Annotated in this window: 21 protein-coding genes and 1 riboswitch; of the genes, 13 read left to right on the forward strand and 8 right to left on the reverse strand. The window is 56.8% G+C overall.

Features of this window, described 5'->3' with window-relative positions; all coding sequences use genetic code 11:
• The first annotated feature begins 14 nt into the window (after positions 1-14).
• Positions 15-1814: an aspartate--tRNA ligase gene (gene aspS, locus L9O85_RS14960; RefSeq protein WP_276757501.1), complete on the forward strand. Its 1800-nt coding sequence runs from the start codon at positions 15-17 to the stop codon at positions 1812-1814.
• Between the two features lie 294 nt (positions 1815-2108).
• Here aspS and L9O85_RS14965 read toward each other — a convergent pair whose 3' ends face one another.
• A complete protein-coding gene (locus L9O85_RS14965; RefSeq protein ID WP_256183345.1) occupies positions 2109-2537 on the reverse strand; it encodes a CBS domain-containing protein in 429 nt (142 codons plus the stop codon).
• Positions 2538-2641: 104 nt separating this feature from the next.
• Positions 2642-3232, reverse strand: coding sequence for a hydrolase (locus L9O85_RS14970; RefSeq protein WP_301580173.1), 591 nt, complete (start codon positions 3230-3232; stop codon positions 2642-2644).
• A 324-nt stretch (positions 3233-3556) separates the two neighbouring features.
• Between L9O85_RS14970 and L9O85_RS14975 the strand changes: the two genes are divergently transcribed.
• The 10 genes from L9O85_RS14975 (at position 3557) to L9O85_RS15020 (ending at position 14342) form a co-directional block, all read left to right on the forward strand.
• Positions 3557-4348, forward strand: a complete 792-nt coding sequence (locus L9O85_RS14975) for a DeoR/GlpR family DNA-binding transcription regulator (RefSeq protein WP_050623067.1) — start codon at positions 3557-3559, stop codon at positions 4346-4348.
• A gap of 261 nt (positions 4349-4609) precedes the next feature.
• A complete protein-coding gene (locus tag L9O85_RS14980; protein ID WP_301579105.1) occupies positions 4610-5845 on the forward strand; it encodes a four-carbon acid sugar kinase family protein in 1236 nt (411 codons plus the stop codon).
• Positions 5842-6441, forward strand: a complete 600-nt coding sequence (locus L9O85_RS14985; protein ID WP_301579106.1) for a class II aldolase/adducin family protein — start codon at positions 5842-5844, stop codon at positions 6439-6441. Before L9O85_RS14980 ends, L9O85_RS14985 begins: the two co-directional genes overlap by 4 nt.
• A 75-nt stretch (positions 6442-6516) precedes the next feature.
• Positions 6517-7587, forward strand: a complete 1071-nt coding sequence (locus L9O85_RS14990) for a TRAP transporter substrate-binding protein (protein WP_050623064.1) — start codon at positions 6517-6519, stop codon at positions 7585-7587.
• A 111-nt stretch (positions 7588-7698) separates the two neighbouring features.
• Positions 7699-8253 (forward strand): TRAP transporter small permease, encoded by a 555-nt coding sequence (locus L9O85_RS14995; protein ID WP_301579107.1) that lies wholly within the window; start codon positions 7699-7701, stop codon positions 8251-8253.
• 18 nt (positions 8254-8271) lie between these two features.
• Positions 8272-9585, forward strand: coding sequence for a TRAP transporter large permease (locus L9O85_RS15000; RefSeq protein WP_301579108.1), 1314 nt, complete (start codon positions 8272-8274; stop codon positions 9583-9585).
• A 44-nt stretch (positions 9586-9629) separates the two neighbouring features.
• The gene (locus L9O85_RS15005; protein WP_301579109.1) at positions 9630-10463 is read left to right on the forward strand and encodes a class I fructose-bisphosphate aldolase; all 834 of its coding nucleotides are present in this window, start codon (positions 9630-9632) and stop codon (positions 10461-10463) included.
• Positions 10454-11452, forward strand: coding sequence for a 5-dehydro-2-deoxygluconokinase (iolC, locus tag L9O85_RS15010; RefSeq protein WP_050623060.1), 999 nt, complete (start codon positions 10454-10456; stop codon positions 11450-11452). Before L9O85_RS15005 ends, iolC begins: the two co-directional genes overlap by 10 nt.
• Positions 11453-11520: 68 nt before the next feature.
• Positions 11521-12402 (forward strand): isocitrate lyase/PEP mutase family protein, encoded by an 882-nt coding sequence (locus L9O85_RS15015; RefSeq protein ID WP_050623059.1) that lies wholly within the window; start codon positions 11521-11523, stop codon positions 12400-12402.
• 224 nt (positions 12403-12626) lie between these two features.
• On the forward strand, positions 12627-14342 hold the full coding sequence (locus L9O85_RS15020; RefSeq protein WP_256183341.1) for an S-layer homology domain-containing protein: 1716 nt from the start codon (positions 12627-12629) through the stop codon (positions 14340-14342).
• Between the two features lie 16 nt (positions 14343-14358).
• On the opposite strand, the gene L9O85_RS15025 is transcribed toward L9O85_RS15020, so the two are convergent.
• The 4 genes from L9O85_RS15025 to L9O85_RS15040 form a co-directional block, all read right to left on the reverse strand.
• The gene (locus L9O85_RS15025; protein WP_108980235.1) at positions 14359-15063 is read right to left on the reverse strand and encodes an anti-sigma factor family protein; all 705 of its coding nucleotides are present in this window, start codon (positions 15061-15063) and stop codon (positions 14359-14361) included.
• Positions 15060-15521, reverse strand: coding sequence for an RNA polymerase sigma factor (locus tag L9O85_RS15030; RefSeq protein ID WP_276854188.1), 462 nt, complete (start codon positions 15519-15521; stop codon positions 15060-15062). The genes L9O85_RS15025 and L9O85_RS15030 overlap by 4 nt, the downstream gene beginning before the upstream one ends.
• Before the next feature lie 102 nt (positions 15522-15623).
• A complete protein-coding gene (locus tag L9O85_RS15035) occupies positions 15624-16430 on the reverse strand; it encodes an HAD-IIB family hydrolase (RefSeq protein ID WP_276757478.1) in 807 nt (268 codons plus the stop codon).
• Between the two features lie 10 nt (positions 16431-16440).
• Complete coding sequence (locus L9O85_RS15040; RefSeq protein ID WP_050623054.1) at positions 16441-17001, reverse strand: energy-coupled thiamine transporter ThiT; 561 nt, start codon at positions 16999-17001, stop codon at positions 16441-16443.
• Between the two features lie 68 nt (positions 17002-17069).
• Positions 17070-17184, reverse strand: a riboswitch (TPP riboswitch).
• 192 nt (positions 17185-17376) lie between these two features.
• Here L9O85_RS15040 and L9O85_RS15045 point away from each other — a divergent pair.
• A complete protein-coding gene (locus tag L9O85_RS15045) occupies positions 17377-18519 on the forward strand; it encodes a Gfo/Idh/MocA family protein (RefSeq protein ID WP_050623053.1) in 1143 nt (380 codons plus the stop codon).
• Positions 18520-20548: 2029 nt separating this feature from the next.
• On the opposite strand, the gene L9O85_RS15050 is transcribed toward L9O85_RS15045, so the two are convergent.
• Positions 20549-20764 carry a helix-turn-helix domain-containing protein gene (locus L9O85_RS15050; RefSeq protein ID WP_077138687.1) on the reverse strand — a complete coding sequence of 72 codons (216 nt, stop codon included), beginning with the start codon at positions 20762-20764 and terminating at the stop codon, positions 20549-20551.
• A 90-nt stretch (positions 20765-20854) separates the two neighbouring features.
• Between L9O85_RS15050 and L9O85_RS15055 the strand changes: the two genes are divergently transcribed.
• Entirely contained in the window at positions 20855-21139 is a 285-nt protein-coding gene (locus tag L9O85_RS15055) for a hypothetical protein (RefSeq protein ID WP_256183191.1), read from the forward strand.
• Positions 21140-21214: 75 nt separating this feature from the next.
• Here L9O85_RS15055 and rnhA read toward each other — a convergent pair whose 3' ends face one another.
• Entirely contained in the window at positions 21215-21652 is a 438-nt protein-coding gene (rnhA, locus tag L9O85_RS15060) for a ribonuclease HI (RefSeq protein ID WP_242850381.1), read from the reverse strand.
• Between the last annotated feature and the right edge of the window lie 103 nt (positions 21653-21755).

Here is a 21755-nt window from a genome sequence, read left to right on the forward strand (position 1 = left end):
ATGGAGTTGATTTTATGGACAATCTGAAAAATTTCCGCCGCACCAACTACTGCGGTGACCTGCGTCTGGGCGACACGGGCAAGACGGTCTCTCTGTGCGGCTGGGTCCAGCGCCAGCGTGACCTGGGCGGTCTGATCTTCGTGGACTTGCGGGACCGTACCGGCCTCGTCCAGCTCTCCTTCGACGACGGCACCGACCAGGCCGTCTTTGAAAAGGCGTCCTCTCTCCGCTCGGAATACGTCATTGCTGCCACCGGCACCGTGCGGGAGCGGGAGTCCAAGACGGACAAGATCGCCACCGGCGCCATCGAGGTATATGTCACCGAGCTGCGCCTGCTGGCCAAGGCGGAGACCCCCCCCTTCGAGATCGTGGAGCACTCCAAGGCCAACGATATGCTGCGCCTGAAGTACCGCTATCTGGACCTGCGCCGCCCCGACATGCAGAAGATGATCGCCACCCGCCACAAGGTCACGAAAATCGCCCGGGACTACTTCGACGAGCAGGGCTTCTACGAGATCGAGACCCCCATGCTCACCAAGTCCACCCCCGAGGGCGCCCGGGACTATCTGGTCCCCTCCCGGGTCCACCCCGGCAAGTTCTACGCCCTGCCCCAGTCCCCTCAGCAGTATAAGCAGCTGCTGATGCTCTCCGGCTTTGACCGCTATATGCAGATCGCCCGCTGCTTCCGGGATGAGGACCTGCGGGCAGACCGCCAGCCCGAGTTCACCCAGATCGACCTGGAGATGTCCTTTGTCAACGAGGACGACGTGATGGACATACAGGAGGGCTTCCTGAAGCGGGTGTTCAAAGAGGTGCTGGATGTGGACGTCCAGACCCCCTTCCTCCGCCTGCCCTGGCGGGAGGCTATGGACCGCTTCGGCTCCGACAAGCCGGACATGCGCTTCGGCTTTGAACTGAAGGATATCAGCGACATTGTGAAGGACTGCTCCTTCCAGGTCTTCTCCGCTCCTGTGGCGGCGGGGGGCTCCGTGCGCCTCATCAACGTGGAGGGCGGCGGCGAGCACTTCCCCCGGAAGAAAATCGATAAGCTGGCCGAGTTCGTCAAGACCTACAAGGCCAAGGGGCTGGCCTGGACCCGCCTGCACGGCGGGGAGGTCACCAGTTCCTATCAGAAGTTCCTCACCGAGGAGGAGAACCGGGCCATCCTGGAGCGGGCCGGGGCAAAGGACGGCGACCTGGTCCTCATCGTGGGTGATGCCAAGGACGAGGTGGTCTTTGCCGCCCTGGGCGCCCTGCGGTGTGAGTGCGCCAAGCAGCTGGGCATCCTGGACCCCATGGACTTCAAGTTCCTGTGGGTGACGGAGTTCCCCATGTTCGAGTACAGCGAGGAGGAGGGTCGCTATGTGGCCATGCACCACCCCTTCACCGCGCCTATGGACGAGGACTTCGACAAGCTGGAGACCGACAAGAAAAACTGTCGGGCCAAGGCCTACGACATCGTGCTCAACGGCACTGAGCTGGGCGGCGGCTCCATCCGCATCTCCGTCCCTGAGACCCAGGAGGCCATGTTCCGGGCCCTGGGCTTCTCCGACGAGGATGCCATGGAGCGCTTCGGCCACCTCATCAACGCTTTCAAGTTCGGCGCTCCCCCTCACGGCGGCTTGGCCTACGGCCTGGACCGGCTGGTCATGCTCATGGCCGGGGCCGACTCCATCCGGGACGTCATCGCTTTCCCCAAGGTTCAGAACGCCAGCGAGCCCATGACCCAGTGCCCGGACTTCGTGGACGATAAACAGTTGGACGAGCTCTCCATCAATGTCACCAGAAAAGAAGCGCCCGAAGAGAACGCCTGATCCCACGCCGTTGAGACAGAAATACAGAGGCACCCGCTGAAGCGGGTGCCTGAGACGGTCGAAAAAGTGGCTTTTCCACTTTTTCGAGAAAGCTGCAGTCTGCCGCGCGCGGGTTTTGTCCGCCTGCGGCGGACAAAACCCACACTTACAGCCTGAGAAGTGTTTTCCCCGACGCGCATGCCGCCGGGGAAAACGGATCAGAACTGGATTCGCGCCTGCGGGCGCGAACTCTGCGAGGCTTTTTTGACAAACAGAGAGGCACCCGCTGAAGCGGGTGCCTCTCTGCGTTGCCGATCACGGACGGATGATATTCTCTGAGATCTCACTCAGAGCCTTGGCCGCCTCCATGTCAAAAGCCTGACACTTCGCCAGGTCGCCCAGGGACACGATCCCCACAATCTTCCCGCCCTCTGTGACTGGCAGACGCCGGACCTGCTGGGCCGCCATCAGACGGGTGGCTTCTCTGCAGTCATCCCCCGGGGAGACCGTGGCGCAGTTGCGGGTCATGATATCCCGCACCGGCACCTGGGCCGGGTCCTCCTCCGCCGCTACACACCGCAGCACGATATCCCGGTCCGTCACGATCCCCCGCAGACGTCCGTCCCCGCCGCACACAGGAAGAGCTCCCACATTGTGCCGGCTGATCAGCCGGGCTGCCAGGGCCGCCGAGGAGCTGGGCTCCACTGTCACCACAGCCGGGTTCATCAATTCACGCACTTGCACACCAAAAACCGCCTTTCTGTCAAAGCTCTTGTATGCTCCAGTTTTCCCCAAAACAGGCGGTTTTATTCGAAAGCCCGGAGCGCAGAGCGCACTCCGGGGCTTTTTTACGGGTTTTCTTCATTTTCCAGGAAATAAGACGCCTCCATGTCCGCTGTGGCCAAGGCGAAGGCGAGCGGATATTTTTGAAACGCCTGCCCCACAGTGCGGGCGTCCTCCGGGCCGGAGAAGCCCATGTGCCAGCGGATCGCCATGGCCTCCTCCCGGGTCAGCCGGATGAAGCCGTTGACGATGTACACGCTCTTTTCCCCGTGTCCATAGGGCAGAGGGTCATCAAAAGTAAAGGTGGGTACCCGCTCCCACTGTCCAGTGGCATCGTTCTTCACGTTCCGAAAGCTCTTTTTATAGCAGCCCACCTTGCACAGATCATGGAGCAGGGCCACCACTGCCACACTCTCCTCACTGTACTCCAGGCCATACAGCTCCTGGACCCGTTCCCGGGCCAGATAGTCCACCAGACAGTGGTAGACATTCAGGCTGTGGTCACACAGCCCGCCCGCATAGGCCCCGTGGTATCGGGCGGAGGCGGGGGCGGTAAAAAAGTCGCTCTTGTTCTCCAGATAGTCCAGCAGGGCGTCTGCCCCTGGGCGAGTGATCTTCTCTCGAAAGATCTCGATAAATTCCTCTTTGCCTGACATCATATCCCTCCATCTGCCTAACTGAACTGCCCGGCAGCCCAGCACATTTTTAACAGTAAAGCACATTGTAGCATAGAGGTGAAAAAAAAGCCATAGTAGATAGATCTCTATCTCTACTTACAAAAATTTTTATCATCCAATAAATGTAATTAAATCCAAAAAATCCACAAAAAATCTGCCGTCTATTTGTGAATTCTGAGGAATTTTTGAAAATATGTTGCATTGAACGGATTGATCGCACATAATAGGCCCATAGGAACTCAACCAGTTCCCCCGGGCACCTGTATGAGGGTTCTTAGCGGGGCATAGGAAAAGAAGGACATTATGGAGAATGGAAATGCAAAAGAGCGCCGTATCGCTCAAGAACTGGAACTTCTAAAGCAATATCAACGGGTCTCTGTAAAAGATTTGGCCGCTACACTCGAAGTCTCTGAGATGACCATCCGACGGGATCTGGATCTCCTGCGGAAAAACCATGTATTGGAACGGAGCTATGGCTATGCGACTCTCGCCAAAGGCGGCGATGGCTATGCCTATGATGGAGAAGTTTATGACCTTCGTCTGGCCCGAATTCAAAACCTCAGCGAAAAAGACCGTATTGCCAAATACGCCGCCACGCTGATTGAGCCAGGAGACTGGATTTTTTTGGATAATGGCACCACTGTGGGGCGCATTACCTCATATCTCCCCACAGATTTTGAATTTACAGTCTTATGTTATAATTTTACGATCCTCGCGGAACTGCTTAAGCGTCCAAATATCAAAATCATTTTTCCCGGCGGCTATTACCATCCGGAGGATTACAATTTTACCTCTCCGGAAGCTGTGGATTTTATTCGCCGGCACCGTGCCAACAAATCCTTTATTTCTGTCTCAGGGATCCATCGCAGTCTGGGCATTACCTGTATCAATGCTCATATTGTGGATAGTAAAAGAGCATTGATCGATTCTTCCGCACAAAATATCATGCTGGCAGATTCCAGTAAATTTGATTTGGTAAAAGCCAATCATTTTGCTGAACTTCATGATATGGATATGCTGATTACAGATAATAAACTCTCTCTGGATTGGCGGGATTTCTTAAACAACGCCCAAATAAACTTAAAATTGGTGTAGTTACATATTGTGAAAGAAGATCTCCGGCAAAGTACCACATGAGTTGGTATTTTGCTCGGAGATTTTTTGTTTGATCAAACATATATTTTGTGAAATTATTTTGCTAAATGAACAAAAATAGCTAAATTGAACTAGATAATACGCCAAAAAAGTGTTTAATATATTGACTTCGCACATTTTAGGTAGTATTATCAAACAAAAACAAAGATTATTTCTTCTTATTTATGTTCAAATAAACGTTTTAAAGGGAGAAGGAACACCATGCGCTTTACAGAAATCACAGATGATCTGACAGGTGCGGCCGACTCCGGCAGCTACTTCACTGCCCGGGGGCAGCAGCTGAAAATCTGTACCTCAGGAGAAAGCAGTTTAAACAGATCAGATAATGAACTTCTATCTGTCAATCTGTGTTCTCGAAACGTGGAAGGCGAAGTGGCCCGCAGAGTCCACAGTGCGCTGTTGAAAAGACTTTCAAAAGAGACTGGCCATATTTATATGAAAAAAATCGGCACTGGTTTTCGAGGCAACGATTCCTATGAGCTGGAAGGACTTCTGCAGGCCTGGCCCGACTACCTCGTCTTTCTCATTGACAACGCGCCGGATCTGGGTACCTTTACCCTCTATGGGCATCAGTACTGCGAGGGAGAGATCCTCCCCAAATCCCTGTATGCTAAGGATCCCATTTTCCCTCCCAAGGAATCCTATATTCCAGATATTCTTTCCCACGGGACAAAGCTCCACATTGGGCTTGTGGACATTGATACTGTGAAAGGCGGCGATCTTGCGGGCGCTGTTCAGCAGCAGATAAGTAGGGGCTGCCGGATCTTGGTCTTTGACGCCATTACCAAACGGGACACGCTGCATATTATTCGTACGCTACAGCCTCTCTATCCAAAGGTCTTTTGGACCGGTTCTCTCGGGCTTGCGGATGGTCTGGCCGAATATCTCTATGGGCCGGAACAGCCCCTCCCTCCGGCCGCAGTCCGCCAAGTGCGCTGCCTCGGCTTCTGTGCCTCCGCATATGAAATTGCGAAAAAACAGCTTGCGTATTCTCAGTCCCGGGGGCTTACAGTGGTTCCTGTGGAAATAGACGCCTATATAGAGGGAGATCAAACTGTCCCCCATCGGGCGGCGGCAGCGGCTCTGGATGCTTTGGCGCACGGCAACGTGATCCTTGCCCCTGCGGTTGAGCGGTACTCCTATCAGCCTGGTACCAGTGTCAGGATCATGGAGTGTTTCGGAACTCTCGCCCCCCTTGTCTGCGAATCGGCTGTATTTGACCGGCTCATCATTGTAGGCGGTGAGACCTCCCAGGCCATCTTTCGCCACCTGCATGTAAATCATCTGGAACTAGGTCGGGCCTTGGAGCCCGGCGTTGCTCAAGGCAGGATTCTGGACGGCGCTCTCACTGGCAGAGAATTTGCCCTGAAGGGCGGCAGCATGGGCAGTGTTCCGGTTCTTGAAAAAATGATGTGCCGCTGGGAGGACGTCCAATGAACTGGAAGGAATCTTACTCCGATCAAATAGAAAATCTGATCTCCTACTCCAAACTGATCTATCAGCGCGGACTGGTCAGCGCTGCCGGCGGAAACATCAGCGCCCGGTGCGGCCGACATGTGCTGATCACGGGAAGCAATATCCCTCTGCGTGCTGTTACGCCGGAGGGGCTGGTGCTCTGTGATGAAAACGGCACTGTTCTGGATGCCCCCCCTCATCTGCGTCCCTCCAAGGAGTCTGCTTTTCATCTTGGCATCTACCGAATCCGCCCCTCTGCACAATATGTTCTGCATGCTCACCCTGTGTTTTCCACGATTTGGTCCATGCAAAATCAGGAGCTTCCCCTCTACACAGAATCCGCCAAATTAAAACTTGTCCATGTCCCCCTAATCCCAGATGGACAACCGGGGTCTGCTGATCTGGCGGAGAAGGTGCTCACAGCGGTCTCTCACACCTCGGAAGATACCACAGCTTTTCTGATGGAAGCTCATGGCGTTCTGATCCTTGGAGAAACTATGGAGAACTGCTTTTATCAGGCTGAACTGCTGGAGGACAGCGCCAAAATTGCCGTCTTTCAGAAACTACTCCACCCCTAAGCGCTGTTCACCGCTCACAGGCAGAGCGGGTCAGATAAGAAGAGTAAAATGAACACACTGAAAGGAGAACCAGAAATGAAACAATTCAAAAAACTTGCCGCTCCTCTGCTTGCCGCCGCCCTTCTGATGGGTACCGCCGCCTGCGGCGGTGGAGGCGCCACATCTTCCGCAGGCACATCTTCGCCTGACTCCTCCTCCCCTTCTGCAGACGCTGTAACCTTTACTGTTACGGCAGATGTCACCGGGGACCGGGCTCCCTATGTGGAGCGCTTTGCTCAGCTGGTTGAAGAAAAAACGGAAGGCCGTTACACTGCTTCCATTATTGCAGCTGGTTCTCTGGGCACTGGCTCTGATATGGCCCAGATGCTTCAGATGGGCACGCTGGATGTGCTGATGAGCGACGACATGACCATGGACGGTGTGCTGGACGGTGCGCTGGGCTTTGCTTGGCTCCCCGGACTGGTGGCGGATTATGAGGAAGCTGACGCCTACTATAATAATGGCTGGATTGCGGACAAGGTAGCGGAGATTATGGCGGAGAACGGCCTGATTCGAATCTCCTCCTTCTGCAACGGCTTCCGCCAGGTAGGCAACATTGTCCGCCCGGTCACTGAAATGTCCGATCTGGCGGGACTGAAAATCCGCACCCCCTCCGTAGAATCTGTGGTGGAATTTTACGAGAAGTGCGGTGCCCTGCCTGTGATGATCTCCGGCTCTGAGGTGCTGAATGCCCTGCAGACCGGTACAGTGGACGGGCTGGATAACGCCGTGTTTAACTACACCAACCAAGGCATCACTGATGTGATCACCCACATCACTGAGCTGAATTACTGCTATTCCGGCGGCTGCTTTATCGCCGGTTCCCCCTTCTGGGACAAGCTCAGCGATGAGGACAAGGCCATTTTTGCGGAATGTGCTCAACTCGCTTCTGATGAGTTTACCACCTTCTTCCGGGAAAAGACGGAGTCCATGACTCAGGAGGGCCTGGAAAGCGGTCAATGGACCGTGGATCAGCCTTCTGACGATATGAAGGCTGCCATGCAGGAGATTTCCGAGGAAATCTGGGAGGAGAGCCGGGAGAAATATGGTGATGAAATCATGGATGTCATCATCAGCGGCGAGTATAGAACACTGTCTGAAAGTTGATTTTCTATAATCCTGGATTGATACACTAAAACGGAGCCTGAGGTTTTCTGCGGGAGAGCTTCAGGCTCCCTCTTCCAATAACTTTTCAACTGCAAAGGAGGGAGTTTCCCCATGAAATCACAAAGCACCCTGTTTCAGGGAGCCAAGCGGCTCAACAATGTTCTGCTGGGGATTGAGACCTTTTTTATGGCCCTCATCACCATCGCATTGGTGGCGGCAATTTTTATTGAGGTAATCTGCCGTTACTTTCTGTTTATCTCCGCTGCTTGGGCTGAGGAACTCACCCGGTATCTGTTTATCTGGCTCACCTATATTGGCTCTGCCTATGCGGTCTATGAGGGCAGCCATACAGAAATTGATGTCCTCAAGCAGGTAGTTGCAAATTTCAAAGAACCCGCTCGAAGGCAGGGGCTCAGGCTGCTGGAGTTGTTTGCCATTTTGTCCACCTTTCTTTTCCTTTTGGTGTTTGGCAAGCTGTTTTTTGATTACATGATGACCATTTGGGCCACGACCCAGACCTCCCCCACCATGAGGATCCCCATGGGCCTGGTCTATCTGCCTGTATTTATCGGCGTAGTGCTTTGTGCTCTTCATGAGGTCTATCTGTTTATGGAGTGGATGGTCCGGGGCCGTAAGGGCGGTGAGCCCCAGGCCACCGCACAATGACTTGAAAGAGGTGAAATTATGTCTGCCCTTACCGCACTTCTCGTCTTTCTGATTTCTTTCGCATTGGTCGCGGTGTTGTTCCGAATGCCGGTATCCTTTGCTCTGGGCACCTCTTCCCTGCTGGTTCTGGCCTATGCCGGCTTCCAGCTGGTCACGGTCCCCCAGTTTGCTTTCTCCGGTCTCGACAGCTTCGCGCTTCTGGCGATTCCCTTCTACATTTTTGCCGGTGTTATCATGGAATACAGTGGCATCTCCAAAATGCTGATCGACTGGGTAAAGTCCTTTGTAGGCCGGGTCCGGGGTGCCACTGGCATTATTACGACCTGTGCCTGCATGGCCTTTGGCGTTCTTACTGGCTCAGCTATGGCCACCATCAGCGCCATTGGAAAAATGATGGTGCCTGAACTGGAGAAAGAGGGGTATCCCCACGGCTATTCCTCTGCTCTGCTGGCCGCTACCTGTTTTCTTGGGATCCTGATTCCCCCCAGTGTCCCCGGAATCATGTATGCGCTGGCCTCCGGAGCCAAGATCACCCCCGTATGGATGTCCACCATCGGCCCTGCTTTTATTTTTGCCATTGGCTATTTTATCATCAACTATTTCCGAATCGGCCGCCACCAAGCCAGGCCGGAAAAAGTTGAATTTCATCCCACAGCCAAACTGCTGGAGATTGGAAAGTCCACTATTTACGCCATCCCCGCTCTGCTGATGCCCATTATCATCTACGGCTGTATTTACGGCGGGCTGTGCACGGTTACCGAAGCTGGTGCTGTCAGCTGCGTCTATGGAATCTTATATTTCTTTATTCTGAAGATTATCGATAAAAAGAAAATCCAAATTACCTTCTGGCGCTGCTGTGCCATTGCCGGCGCCTCCACTGCCGTGATCGGTCTGCTGAACGCATTCTCTGCTGTCGCAGGCAAAGTAATGACTTTGGCGGGCATTTCCAACTTTCTCTCCAACCTGATTACCGAAAATATCAGCAGCCGCGTTGGTTTTCTTTTGATGATCAATGTCATCTTCCTGTTCATGGGAACCTTTATGGATATCAATGCCACCATCCTGATTATGACCCCTCTTCTGCTGCCAGTGGCACAGACCTATGGAATTGACCCCATCCACTTTGGTGCCATCATGCTGGTGAATATGTGCGTCGGCTTTCTGACTCCTCCCTTTGCTGTTGGAATCTTTGTCAGCACTAAAATTGCTCATTCTACATTTGGAGATACTGTGCGGGAGGCAGTTCCTTTCATCGGTGTCGGCTTAATTGCCATTGTTATTACCACCTTCTGTCCTGAATATATAAATTTCTTTGTCAACCTATTTTCATAACTGTTCGTTAAGCTCTGTAGTCAAAAGAAAAGAGGAAATTCTTTATGATTGGAAAGGAAATACGCCTGAAGCGCCTGATTCCAGGCACGGATGGAAAATATTTTGGTTTAACTGTGGACCACGCCATTGCCCGCGGTGTCATGCCTGGCCTTGATACGATAGATGACACCCTGAGCAAGATGGTCGCCGGAGGTCCCAATGCCATCACTATGCATAAGGGCATTGCAGAAAAATGCTTTGCGCCCTATGCGGGCAAGGTCGCCCTCGTGCTGAAGCTCACCACCTTCGGCGTGTATCACTTTGACGAAGATGTCCAGGTAGCCGATGTGGAGGAGGGACTTCTTATGGGGGCCGATGCGGTCTCTGCCGGCTGCATTGTGGGCGGTGGCAATCAGGACCAGCAGCTCAGAATGCTCGGCCGCATCAGCAAAGAGGCCCTGAGAGCGGAAATGCCTCTGATCTGTCATATCTATCCCAGAGGAAATCATATCACTGGGGCTGACCAGTACAGTGTGGAAAATGTCACCTATGCGGCCCGGGCTGCCGCGGAACTCGGAGTAGATCTGATCAAGACCAACTATACCGGTGACTTGGACAGTTTTGCCAAAGTGGTCCAGGCGGTTCCGGCCCGCGTCGCCATTGCAGGCGGATTGAAGTGTGAAACCGTAAAGGAATATTTGCAGATGACCCGAAATGTTATGGACGCAGGGGCTGCAGGGGTTACATATGGCCGGTTTGTCTTCCGCTACCGGGACATAACCGCGTTGGTCAAGACCTTGAGCCAGGTAATTCATAACGGCATCTCTGTTCAAGAGGGGCTGGAGCTGCTGGAATATTTGGAGCGGGAACATCAGAAGGGTGGGGAACCATGTACCTGAACATTGATTCCGGAAAGTTGCGGGATGTGGTCGCATTTGGGCGTGCCACCATCGACCTCTACGCCAATGAGATTGGGCCCATGGAGGACGCGGTCACTTTCCATAAATATGTGGGCGGCTCTCCGGCCAATACCGCTGTGGCCATGTCCAGGCTCGGCCTTTCTGTCGGATACATCGGTAAAGTTTCTGACGACCAGTTTGGACGATTTATTACCCGCTATCTGGCAAAACAGGGGGTGGATGTCTCCCATATCGCGCTGGCTGGCCCCGGCATTCGTTCCGGGGTGACCATGGGTGAAATTCTGCCTGACCGGTGCAGCTACCTGATGTACCGAACAAACTGCGCGGATCTGCACATCGACTGCGCCCAACTGGACGAGTCCTATCTCGCCAGCCACAAGCTGCTTCTGATCTCTGGCACATCTCTCTCCCATTCCCCGGCACGGGAGGCAGTGTTTCACGCCATCTCTTTGGCACGGCGCAATCATGTGGCAGTAGCCTTTGATCTGGATTACCGGGAGGATACCTGGGACACCGTTGAGGAAGCCAGCCTCTATCTCTCCCTTGCCGCAGAAAAAGCCGATCTGGTCCTGGGAACCCGGGATGAATTTGATGTAATGGAGCATCTTCTCCACACCGGAAATCAGGACGACGCCAAAAGCGCTGCTTGGCTTCTGGAAAAAGGCGTGTCTGTGGTCTCCATTAAAAAAGGAAAAAAAGGTTCCCATGTTTTTACGAAGGAAGGAAAAACCGTGGGTGGCATCTATCCAGCACAGGTGTTGAAAACCTTTGGCGCCGGTGACTCCTATTCCTCCGCCTTCTTATTTGGTCTGCTTCACAATATGGAGTTGAAGGATTCTCTGCGCTACGCCGCCGCCGCTTCCTCCATCACCATCTCAGGCCACAGCTGTTCTGACTCCATGCCTACTTTGGAACAGGTAGAGGACTATATTGCCCACCACGAATATGTCCTGCCGGATACACCTTAAAGTCCGGCTATAAACCAGAGCCACAGTGCCCTGCCGGACGGCTTTTCAGAAAAAAGGAGCCTGATATTATGACAGTTCAGGAGAAACGAGCCAATTTTAAGTCCCAGATGATGGATTCCTCCCGGATGAAGGTGCTCTGCGGAGCCTTCGACGGCATTACAGCCCGGGCCGCCCAGGCGGCTGACTTTTTTGACGGCTGTTACATGGGCGGTCAGGCAGCAGCAGCCAGCCTGCTGGGTGTGCCAGATCTGGGTCTTGTCTGCGGATGTGAACAGACAAAGCACGCCCAGGACCTTGCCTCCTGTGTGGATCTGCCCTTTCTTATCGACGCGGACACAGGCTATGGGAATGAGCTGAATGTCCGCCGCACTATGCGGGACCTGGAGGCCGCCGGAATCTGCGGCGCGCATTTCGAGGACCAGGTCACGCCAAAGCGATGCGGCGGCATGAAGGGCGTCCAAATTGAAACTGCCCAAGTCTTTATTCGAAAAATAGAGACCGCTCTGACCTTTCGGAGAGACCCCAACTTTTTAGTTATTGCCCGCTCCGATGCCGCCGAGGTGGAAGGAGAGGATGAGGCTATCCGGCGTCTCAATCTGGCAGCAGAGGCCGGAGCAGACATGGGTTTTCTTTTCTCCTCAAAGGGGGTCTTTGAGACTCTGGATTCTGTCAAACGGGCCTGCGATCAAATAAAGGTTCCCATTCTGTACTGCCTGATGGAATTTTGCCCTGAGGTCTGTTTTACTCTGGAAGAGCTGCGTCAGGCAGGGGTTCGGGCCGTCATATGGCCAAATGGTCTTCTGATGCGCTGGTGCAAAGCCGCCTCCGACCTGATTCAGCAGTTTAAGGAGACAGGGGACTGCAAAACCTTTTTTGATCAGCTCATGCCTATTGACCAGTGCAATCAGCTGCTGGGGATTCGGGACTGGAACCCGTCCGGTATGTTTTGATTTCTCCTCAGACACCAGGCCAGCGCCGTATTTGGCGCTGACCTGGTGTTTTTTTCTTGTTCCTGCCATTCGAACCAGATATGATAGTTCCAGCCGCCTGGGCCATGACAGAGGGATTCCCGGATTGAAGCTGTCCCAAATTTCATATAATCTTAAGGAAATTTTTTATTTCCTTTAAAATGCCCCTGATAGGATAGTACCATCAAGAATTGGGAGGAATCACCATGCGCTTTGCCAAGACCGTTACCGCTCTCGCTCTGGCCTGTTCTCTGGCCCTGGCCATTCCCACTTTTGCCGCCCCTGCGGCGGAGGAGCAGGCTGGCAGGCAGGAAGACCTGGAGCTGCTCTATCAGACCATCCGGGATCGCCACCCCGGCCCCTTCACCAATACGCCGGAGCAGGAGTTCCTTGCCCGCATCGCTCAGATCGAGGCCCGGATAGACACAGAGGACAGCATGAGTTTTGGGCTGGATCTCCAGTCCCTGGCAGCCCTCATTGGGGATTCCCACACCACCACAAATCTTAACTCTATTCTCAGCAGCGGACATATGTTTCCCGTGTCTGTGAAGTGGATGGACGGGGACTGGGTGCTCTACCAGGTGGACGCCTCCCACCAGGGTGCTCTTGGCCAGCAGGTGACCTCCGTCAACGGCTTCTCCATGGATCAGGTACAGGAGAAGATGGCCCCTCTGATCTCCGCGGACAACGAGATCAAGCTGCGCCGGCAGCTCTCCCAGGTGTTCGGCCATCAGGAAATCATGGTCTACTGCGGACTGCTCAAGCCCGAGGAGGATCTGACCCTCACCTTGGAAAACGGCACGTCTATCACCCTCTCCCCTCTCTCCATGCAGGACCAGTCCGGCTGGCCGGAGATCAATGGCCTGTCCCAGCAGCGCCAGGGCAGCGCCCCCACTGATTACCAGAAGGGGACCTACTATTTCTCTCTGCCCCTGGACAGCCGCACCTACTATATCCAATACAACCAGTGCATGGAGGACCCGGAGCTGCCCATGGAGACCTTCACTGCTCAGGTCATGGCCGACCTGGAGCAGGGGAGCTATTCCGTCCTTCTTTTGGATCTGCGGAACAACGGCGGCGGCTCCGACGGGGTCATCATCCCCCTGCTGATGGAGCTGGCCCCCCTGGTCCGCAGCGGGGAGCTGGAGCTGTGGGGGCTGGTGGGGGAGGCCACCTTCTCCTCCGCCAGCATCAACGCCCTGGAGATCCGGGAGATGGGCGGCGGGCTGGCCGGTGAGCCCACCAGCGGCAGCGTGGACCACTTCGGCTCCACCGGCTCCTTCACCCTCCCCAACACGGGGGTCCGGGTGTCCATGTCCACCAAATTTATTGACACAGGCACCCTTCTGGAGTGCGCCGCCGGGCTGGGAGTGGAGCCCATCCAGCCCGACGTGACCGTCTATCAGACTCTGGAAGACTACCTGGCGGGCCAGGATACCTTGGTGGACGCCCTGTGCGCCCGCACAGAGCCCTTCCAGCCCCAGGAGCGGCCCGATGCCCCGCTCAGCCGGGGCCGGCTGACCGAGCTGCTCCGGCAGGCTGCGGAACAGGCCGGCCTGGACACTCAGGCCCCCATGCAGAGTCTGTCTGATCTGCTCCCCTGTGCCTGGTATGCCCCGGGCGTCTGCTGGGCTCTCTCCTCGGGGGTGGCCTCCGGCACCGGGGAGGCCATGTTCCAAGCCTCCCGTCCGGTCACCCGCCAGGAGGGAGCTGCCATGGTCTGGCAGACCGCCCGGCTCCTGGGGATGGCCCCCTCCGGCACCGCCGAGCTGACGGACGCCGGCTCCATCGCCTCCTGGGCGCTGGACGCCGCCCAATGGGCGGTATCCGCCGGCGGCCTGGACACTCAAAACGGCGCCTTTCATCCCCAGGATACCCTGACCCGGGCGGAGGGGGAGGCCCTTCTCTCTCTTCTCCCCTGACCCCGGCCCTCTTGTGTCACCCCTGCCTCTCCCAGAGCAGCACCGCGTCTCCGGCCTGCGCCTGGAAGGAGGCCTCGTCCAGATCCTCCAGTTCCTCCAGGTCCCCGGCCAGATACCAGACCTGATCCGCCCCGCCGTCGAAGGGGAGGGGGATCACCGTCCCGTGTCTGGTGTCCAGAACGATGCCGTTGTTGATCCCCACACTTTCGTGGTATGGGGAGCCGGGAGAGAGATACCGGGTCCACAGGCTGCCGGTATAGCAGAGATAGACCCTTCGGATGGTCTCCCCGCCCTCCTCCGTCACCCGGAACAGGACCTCCAGGCCGGCGTAATCCCGGCCCAGATATTTCATGTGGAAAGCCGGCTCCACCTCTTGGATGCGGATATCCTGTGAATAGGGGATGGGTGTCTGGAAGCGAAAGACCAACAGCCAGACCGCCACGCCCAGGGCTGCCGCACCGGCCAGCACCCGAGCGGAGAAACACAGCTTTTTCCTTCTCAGCTGCCTTTTTACCCCGGCCAGCACCCGGGCCTTCGACTGCTCCCGGTCCTGCTCTGGCGGGGGCAGCGGGTCTTCCCGGCGCAGCTCCTCCAGCCGGGCACGGCAGAGGGGACAGTTCTCCACATGCTCCTCCACCGCCCGGCGGCTCTCCTGGCTGCAGATTTGGTCCACGTACAGGGGCAGCAGATCCTGGATCATGGGACAGGGCTGATTCATCATAATGCCTCCTTGATTTTTAGTCTGGCCCGGTGAAAAGTGACCCGGGCCCAGCTCTCCGTCTTATGGAACAGTGCTCCTATCTCCCGGAAGGACAGCTCCCCCAGCACCCGCAGGGCAAAGACCTCCCGATAGGGCTCGGGCAGGCTGTGGAGTACCTGGTGGACTTCCATGGCAGTCTCCTTCTCCGCCAGCCGCTCCTCCGGCCCCTCCTCCCGGAGCTCCGGCTCCGGCTCCCGCCTTCTCTGCCTGCGGCAGTGGGTCAGCCAGGCGTGCTTGGCGATCTGGCACAGCCAGACCCGCAGGGTACACTCCCCCCGGAACTGGCCGATATGCTCCAGCGCCCGGAAAAAGGTCTCCTGGGTCAGCTCCTCCGCCAGTACCGGGTCCCGGCACAGGGCCAGAGAAAATCGGTAGACGTCCTCCAGATAGTCCCGGTAAACTTCTTCAAAATCGATCACGCCCTCACCTCCCTTTCCACAGATAAGACGGCATCTCCCCCATTTCGTTACAAAAGATCCACCGCCATTTTTTGGCGGTGGATCTTTCTCTTTCCAATATTTTTAATATCGCTGCTCCAGGATCTCCACGATATCCCCGATCACGCCGTCGTCGCAGTGACACAGGATATGGGCTCCCCAGTCCTTCACCTCCTGGGCACAGTTGGCAGGGGCAAAGGGGACGGCGGACAGTGCCATCATGGGGATGTCGTTCTGGTTGTCTCCCACGCAGTAGATATTTTCTCGGGCGATCCCCAGCATCTGGGCCAGCCGGGCCACCATTCCCCCCTTGTTGCACCCATGGTCGGTGATCTCCAGGTACACGTGGTTGGAAAAAATAGCCTCATACCGGCGGGGGAAGTGGTCCAGAAGCCAGCTCTGCACCTCCTTCAGCACCCCGTGGTCCTGCTGGAGGATGGCTTTGGTCCAGGGCGTAGGCATCTCCCGAATGGGACAGACGGTGTAGTCGGTGCCCACCTTTTTCATGTGCAGGTCTGTGATCCAGTTGGGTCGGAACACATAGATATCCTCCCCGTGGTAGGCCTCCATCCCCAGCTGTGGAAATGCCTCCATCACCCCATCCAAGTCCTGAGGCGCACTGGGAGACAGATAGGTCTGCACCAGAAATTCGTCTTTTTGGAAGTCATAGATGGCCGACCCGTTGGAGAGGACCACCGGGGCATTGACGGGGGCCAGATGGACATAGGGAGCGAAGGTCCGGTGGGCGCGGCCGGTGGCCACGGTAAAACGCCCCCCCTGGGCGAGGAAGCGGTCCAGGGCCTCCAAATTCCGCCGGGGCACCTGACAGTGGCTGTCATACAGCGTGTCGTCAAAATCACTGACCAGCAGGACACCGTCGAATTTTCCCAAAGAAAAAACCTCAATTCTGTTTCGTCAGCAGCTTCTGCCGCAGAGCGGGGACGGACTGAAAGATCCCCAGAACGATCAGGTTGACCACAGTCACGAGAACGATCAGCACGCCGTTAAAGATCATGGAGTAGACCCAGGGGTCCACCATGGGCAGTCCCAAAAATTCCTCCGGCATATACATATACCACAGCAGGCCGCCGGACAGGGTGAGAGATACCCACCGTCCCAGCCCGGCCAGGATGGTGCCCCACAGCCAGCCCAGCTTCTTCCCCGCGGCAAAGCCGCAGAGGAACACCAGCGTATAAGCCACCACATAGTCCAGCAGCATGGACTGCCAGGATAGAGCGATTCCTCCGCCCAGGAAGAACTGGAGCACACCGTTGACAAAGCAGCAGCTCAGGCTCCAGGCCGGGCCCCAGCGCAGGCAGTAGATCAGGATGGGCACCATGGCAAAGTCCACAGACCCCCCCTGGGGAAAGCGGTACAGCCGGAAGTAGCCCAGGATGGTGGCCAGCGCGATCATCAGCGCGGCCTCCACAAGGGCGCGGGTAGAGCGGGAATGTCGGTTCATCGTCGTTTCCTCCTGAAATCAAGATACCGCAGCACATCCGAACGGGTGCGTGCGGTATGAAGAGGACGACATATGGATCGTTCACTCCCTACGCCGGCATTACCCGGATCAGGTCAAGGGACTGGAGCTGCGATTCGCTTCCATCTCAGCCGGGAATAGCTCCCAGCGCCCCTGTGTTCGATTGTCTGCGGTCAAAGTTATTGTATCCCAAAGGGACGGGCCTTGTCAAGCGTGCTCTTTTCTCTATCCACTCCCCTCTTGTATGTGCCCTTTGAATGGGTCCATGACTGGATACTATTAGACACCTGCCGCCCTGCGTGGTATCCTGAAGACGATTTCTTGTACACTTTACACAATCCGTCAGGAGGTCTCTCTATGAAAAAGCTGCAATTCGCAATGGTCGGGGGCGGGAACGGCGCCCTGATCGGAGATATCCACCGCATCGGGGCCCAGTTCGACGACCTGGCCGAACTGAAGGCGGGCTGTTTCTCCCGCCACTGGGATAAAAATCTGGAGGCCGGAGAGAAATGGGGGGTGGAGCCCGGCCGCATCTATCCCGACTACCACACCATGCTGGAGGAGGAAGCCAAGCGCACCGGGGAGGACCGGCTGGACTTTGTGGTGGTGGCCACCCCCAACAACACCCACTACGAGATCGTCAAGGACATCATTGCCCACGGCTTCCACATTGTCTGCGACAAACCCGTCACCTTCACCAGCCGGGAGTCGGAGGAGCTGAAGGCCCTGGCCCAGGAAAAAGATCTTCTGTTCGGCGTGTCTTACAGTTATGCCCACTACGCCATTCTGGAGCAGGCCAAAAAGATGATCGCTGACGGGGTGCTGGGAAAGATCCACACCATCGCCGCCGAGTATCCCCAGGAATGGGTGGGGCTGAACACTGCCCTCCGGGGAAAGGACGGCCTGACCTGGCGGGTCGATCCGGCCATCTGCGGCCCCTCTGGAGTGATCGCGGACATCGGCACCCATGTGGAGTATCTCATCAGCAAGGTCACCGGCCTCAAGCCCGTGCGGGTGCTGGCCCGCCTGCGCTCCATCCCGGATTATGTGCCGGTGGAGAGCGATGCCCAGGTGCTCATCGACTACGACAACGGGGCAGCGGGCATCTTTTGGACCTCCTTCGCCATGGTGGGCAAGAGCTGCTGCATGAAGGTGCGCATCTACGGCGACAAAGGGGGCATGGAGTGGAACGCCCACGATTTCATGGAGCTCCGGGTGGACATCGCCGGACAGCCCACCCAGATCTGGTCGGCCAATTATGACTACTGTGATCCCCAGGCCCGGAAGTCCTGCCGCCTCCCCAAGGGGATGCCGGAGGCCTTCCACTCCCTGTTCGCCAACTTCTACCGGGGTTACTGTTCCCATCTGCTGTCCCGGAAGGAGGGCAAAGATGAGCGGCCCTTCCCCTACTCCGATATCGATGACGGCATCCAGGGGCTGAAATTTATCGAGGCCTGCCTGAAGAGCCAGGAGGACGGGAACGTCTGGACCCAGGTGTGAGCAAAGGATATCAAAAACAGGGCCCGGGAAAACCACAGGGTTTTTCCGGGCTCTCTTCTGACCCTAGAAAATTTTCCACAGGAGGCCGGTGGGCCCTGTGGAATGGTCGATGTGAAACGGCGGGCGCGCTTTGCGCGCCCCTACGCAAAGACCGAAGGGGACCCCGTAGGGGCGGCTTCCAGCCGCCCGAAAAGCCTTCCCCCCACAGGGGGGAAGGTGTCACGGCATATGCCGTGACGGATGAGGGGTCTTTCTACCCCCGTCCCTGTCCCAGAGGGGTTCTGTCCTGCGGGGCGGAACCCCTTTCGGGCATCCTTCGGATGAAAACGGGCAGGGGCAAGACCCGTCCCTACGTAAAGACCAGGGCCGCTCGTGGAAAACGGCGGGCGCACAATGCGCGCCCCTACGCAAAGACTGAAGGGGACCCCGTAGGGGCGGCTTCCAGCCGCCCGAAAAGCCTTCCCCCCACAGGGGGGAAGGTGTCACGGCATATGCCGTGACAGATGAGGGGTCTTTCTACCCCCGTCCCTGTCCCAGAGGGGTTCTGTCCTGCGGGGCGGAACCCCTTTCGGGCATCCTTCGGATGAAAACGGGCGGGGCTTGCCCCGCCCCTACGTAAAGACCAGGGCCGCTCGTGGAAAACGGCGGGCACACAATGCGCACCCCTACGCAAAGACTGAAGGGGTCCCCGTAGGGGCGGCTTCCAGCCGCCCGAAAAGCCTTCCCCCCACAGGGGGGAAGGTGTCACGGCATATGCCGTGACGGATGAGGGGTCTTTCTACCCCCGTCCCTGTCCCAGAGGGGTTCTGTCCTGCGGGGCGGAACCCCTTTCGGGCATCCTTCGGATGAAAACAGGCGGGGGCAAGACCCGCCCCTACGTAAAGACCAGGGCCGCTCGTGGAAAACGGCGGGCGCACAATGCGCACCCCTACGCAAAGACCGAAGGGGACCCCGTAGGGGGCGGCTTCCAGCCGCCCGAAAAGCCTTCCCCCCACAGGGGGGAAGGTGTCACGGCATATGCCGTGACGGATGAGGGGTCTTTCTACCCCTGTCCCTGTCCCAGAGAGGTTCTGTCCTGCGGGGCGGAACCCCTTTCGGGCATCCTTCGGATGAAAACGGGCGGGGGCAAGACCCGTCCCTACGTAAAGACCAGGGCCGCTCGTGGAAAACGGCGGGCGCACAATGCGCACCCCTACGCAAAGACCGAAGGGGACCCCGTAGGGGGCGGCTTCCAGCCGCCCGAAAAGCCTTCCCCCCACAGGGGGGAAGGTGTCACGGCATATGCCGTGACAGATGAGGGGTCTTTCTACCCCCGTCCCTGTCCCAGAGGGGTTCTGTCCTGCGGGGCGGAACCCCTTTTGGGCATCCTTCGGATGAAAACGGGCGGGGGCAAGACCCGCCCCTACGTAAAGACCAGGGCCGCTCGTGGAAAACGACGGGCGCGCTTTGCGCGCCCGCTGGTCTCCCACCGGCCGCCCCTATTCTGCCAGGGCAGGCGCGATACCCTCGTGGGGTATGCCCGCCAATTCAACACACCCGCGGCGGCAGCACAAACGGGGGGATAGGTGTCGTCCTCCACCCGCGCCGGACACGGGCGCCATGCCAAAGGCCCGCGTCTCCCGTATCGGGGGTCCGGGGGAAAGCGGACTGCGGGACTCAGGCGGAACGCATGTGGAGCCGTGGTCCCGCCGGGAGCGTCACCCGGCGGCGCTTTGCCTGCTTTGCCGCCGGGGGCAAAGTAGGCCGCCCCGCAGGGCGGAATCCCCCCGACAAATCCTATGACTGAGACGGAGACAGGGGTAAGAAGACCCCTCATCCGTCGCGGCATACGCCGCGACACCTTCCCCCCTGTGGGGGGAAGGCTTTATGTTGGCCCACCGCATATTTTGTAGAGCCCATCACGATGAAAAAATAAAATCATAACGCCTGCCTAAAAGAGGGCAGACGTTGATTTTTACACACTATATTCCGAAACAGTATATTCTAATATTTTACACACCACAATATTGTACAATAAACCAGAGCCCTTTCATCTGGGGTGTGGATCTCTGCAATTCGTCCGCCCCAGTAAATAATCCACACTTGTATGATAGAAATCCGCCAATGCGGTCAACGTAGGAATGGAGATTTCAAGTTCACCATTTTCATAGCGGGAATAGGTCGCTTGACTGACATGTAAAAACTTCGCAATCTCTTTCTGTGAAAGGTCGCTGTCCTCCCGCAAATCCCGAATCCGTAATGGCATGGTCTCACCTCGCCATTATCATAGATTATGCAAAAAGCGTATTTTGAAATTTATACTAAATTGGTATAAAAGAAATTTGGAGGTCGCTTTATGCCAATCACAGACGAAGATTATTTTGAAAAAATCAAAAAAATAGACGTCCTTGCGGATGAGCTGGAGACAGAGATCACCGCCTCCATGCAGACCTGTCTGATCCGCTTCGGGGAGATCGTCCAGATCCAGAACGCCATGATCCAGAAGATGCATGCCCTGTCTGATGAAATTTTTCAGCTCCGGGCGCAGGCTGGTCTGGAAAACGTGATATGCCGGGCCTCCGGGCAGAAGGAGGCATCAAAAGAGTGGGATGAAGCAGACCCCTCCATTCCGGAACCATAAAAACAGCCCTCTGGGATAAAAATTTATCCCAGAGGGCTGTTTTTGAACTGTTCTAAGGGGCGGCACGGGGCCGTCTTATTTGTATTTCCGGCTCTCCGCCACCGCCAGCTCGTCACAGCGGTTGTTGTATGGGTTGCTGGCGTGGCCCTTTACCCAGTGGAGCTTCACCTGGTGCCGGTCGCACAGGTCCAGCAGGCGGGCCCACAGGTCCGGATTCAGGGCGGGCTTTTTGTCCCCCTTCACCCAGCCCCGGGCCCGCCATCCCTTGGCCCAGCCCTTTTCCAGGGCATCGATGACGTACTTGGAGTCGGAGTACAGCTCCACCACACAGGGCTCATTGAGGGCCTCCAGCGCGGTGATGACGCCGGTGAGCTCCATACGGTTGTTGGTGGTCTGGGGCTCTCCCCCGGACATCTCTTTTTTGTGGGGGCCATACATCAGGATGGCCCCCCAGCCGCCGGGGCCCGGATTGCCGGAGCAGGCCCCGTCGGTGTAGATGGTGACTGTTTTCATGTTCGCCTCCTGTCCGTGTAGCCTTCCCCCCACAGGGGGGAAGGTGCCCCCGGAGGGGGCGGATGAGGGGGACCTCCGTTCCACCGCCCGGCGGATCGTGAGG

It is taken from the genome of Lawsonibacter asaccharolyticus, from assembly GCF_022453915.1.
GTDB classification, from domain to species: Bacteria; Bacillota; Clostridia; order Oscillospirales; family Oscillospiraceae; genus Lawsonibacter; species Lawsonibacter asaccharolyticus.

Coding starts and splice junctions, on each gene's coding strand:
- aspS (WP_276757501.1), top strand. CDS start 15: ATGGACAATCTGAAAAATTTCCGCCGCACCAACTACTGCGGTGACCTG.
- L9O85_RS14970 (WP_301580173.1), bottom strand. CDS start 3,232: ATGTCAGGCAAAGAGGAATTTATCGAGATCTTTCGAGAGAAGATCACT.
- L9O85_RS14975 (WP_050623067.1), top strand. CDS start 3,557: ATGGAGAATGGAAATGCAAAAGAGCGCCGTATCGCTCAAGAACTGGAA.
- L9O85_RS14980 (WP_301579105.1), top strand. CDS start 4,610: ATGCGCTTTACAGAAATCACAGATGATCTGACAGGTGCGGCCGACTCC.
- L9O85_RS14985 (WP_301579106.1), top strand. CDS start 5,842: ATGAACTGGAAGGAATCTTACTCCGATCAAATAGAAAATCTGATCTCC.
- L9O85_RS14990 (WP_050623064.1), top strand. CDS start 6,517: ATGAAACAATTCAAAAAACTTGCCGCTCCTCTGCTTGCCGCCGCCCTT.
- L9O85_RS14995 (WP_301579107.1), top strand. CDS start 7,699: ATGAAATCACAAAGCACCCTGTTTCAGGGAGCCAAGCGGCTCAACAAT.
- L9O85_RS15000 (WP_301579108.1), top strand. CDS start 8,272: ATGTCTGCCCTTACCGCACTTCTCGTCTTTCTGATTTCTTTCGCATTG.
- L9O85_RS15005 (WP_301579109.1), top strand. CDS start 9,630: ATGATTGGAAAGGAAATACGCCTGAAGCGCCTGATTCCAGGCACGGAT.
- iolC (WP_050623060.1), top strand. CDS start 10,454: ATGTACCTGAACATTGATTCCGGAAAGTTGCGGGATGTGGTCGCATTT.
- L9O85_RS15015 (WP_050623059.1), top strand. CDS start 11,521: ATGACAGTTCAGGAGAAACGAGCCAATTTTAAGTCCCAGATGATGGAT.
- L9O85_RS15020 (WP_256183341.1), top strand. CDS start 12,627: ATGCGCTTTGCCAAGACCGTTACCGCTCTCGCTCTGGCCTGTTCTCTG.
- L9O85_RS15025 (WP_108980235.1), bottom strand. CDS start 15,063: ATGATGAATCAGCCCTGTCCCATGATCCAGGATCTGCTGCCCCTGTAC.
- L9O85_RS15040 (WP_050623054.1), bottom strand. CDS start 17,001: ATGAACCGACATTCCCGCTCTACCCGCGCCCTTGTGGAGGCCGCGCTG.
- L9O85_RS15045 (WP_050623053.1), top strand. CDS start 17,377: ATGAAAAAGCTGCAATTCGCAATGGTCGGGGGCGGGAACGGCGCCCTG.
- L9O85_RS15050 (WP_077138687.1), bottom strand. CDS start 20,764: ATGCCATTACGGATTCGGGATTTGCGGGAGGACAGCGACCTTTCACAG.
- L9O85_RS15055 (WP_256183191.1), top strand. CDS start 20,855: ATGCCAATCACAGACGAAGATTATTTTGAAAAAATCAAAAAAATAGAC.
- rnhA (WP_242850381.1), bottom strand. CDS start 21,652: ATGAAAACAGTCACCATCTACACCGACGGGGCCTGCTCCGGCAATCCG.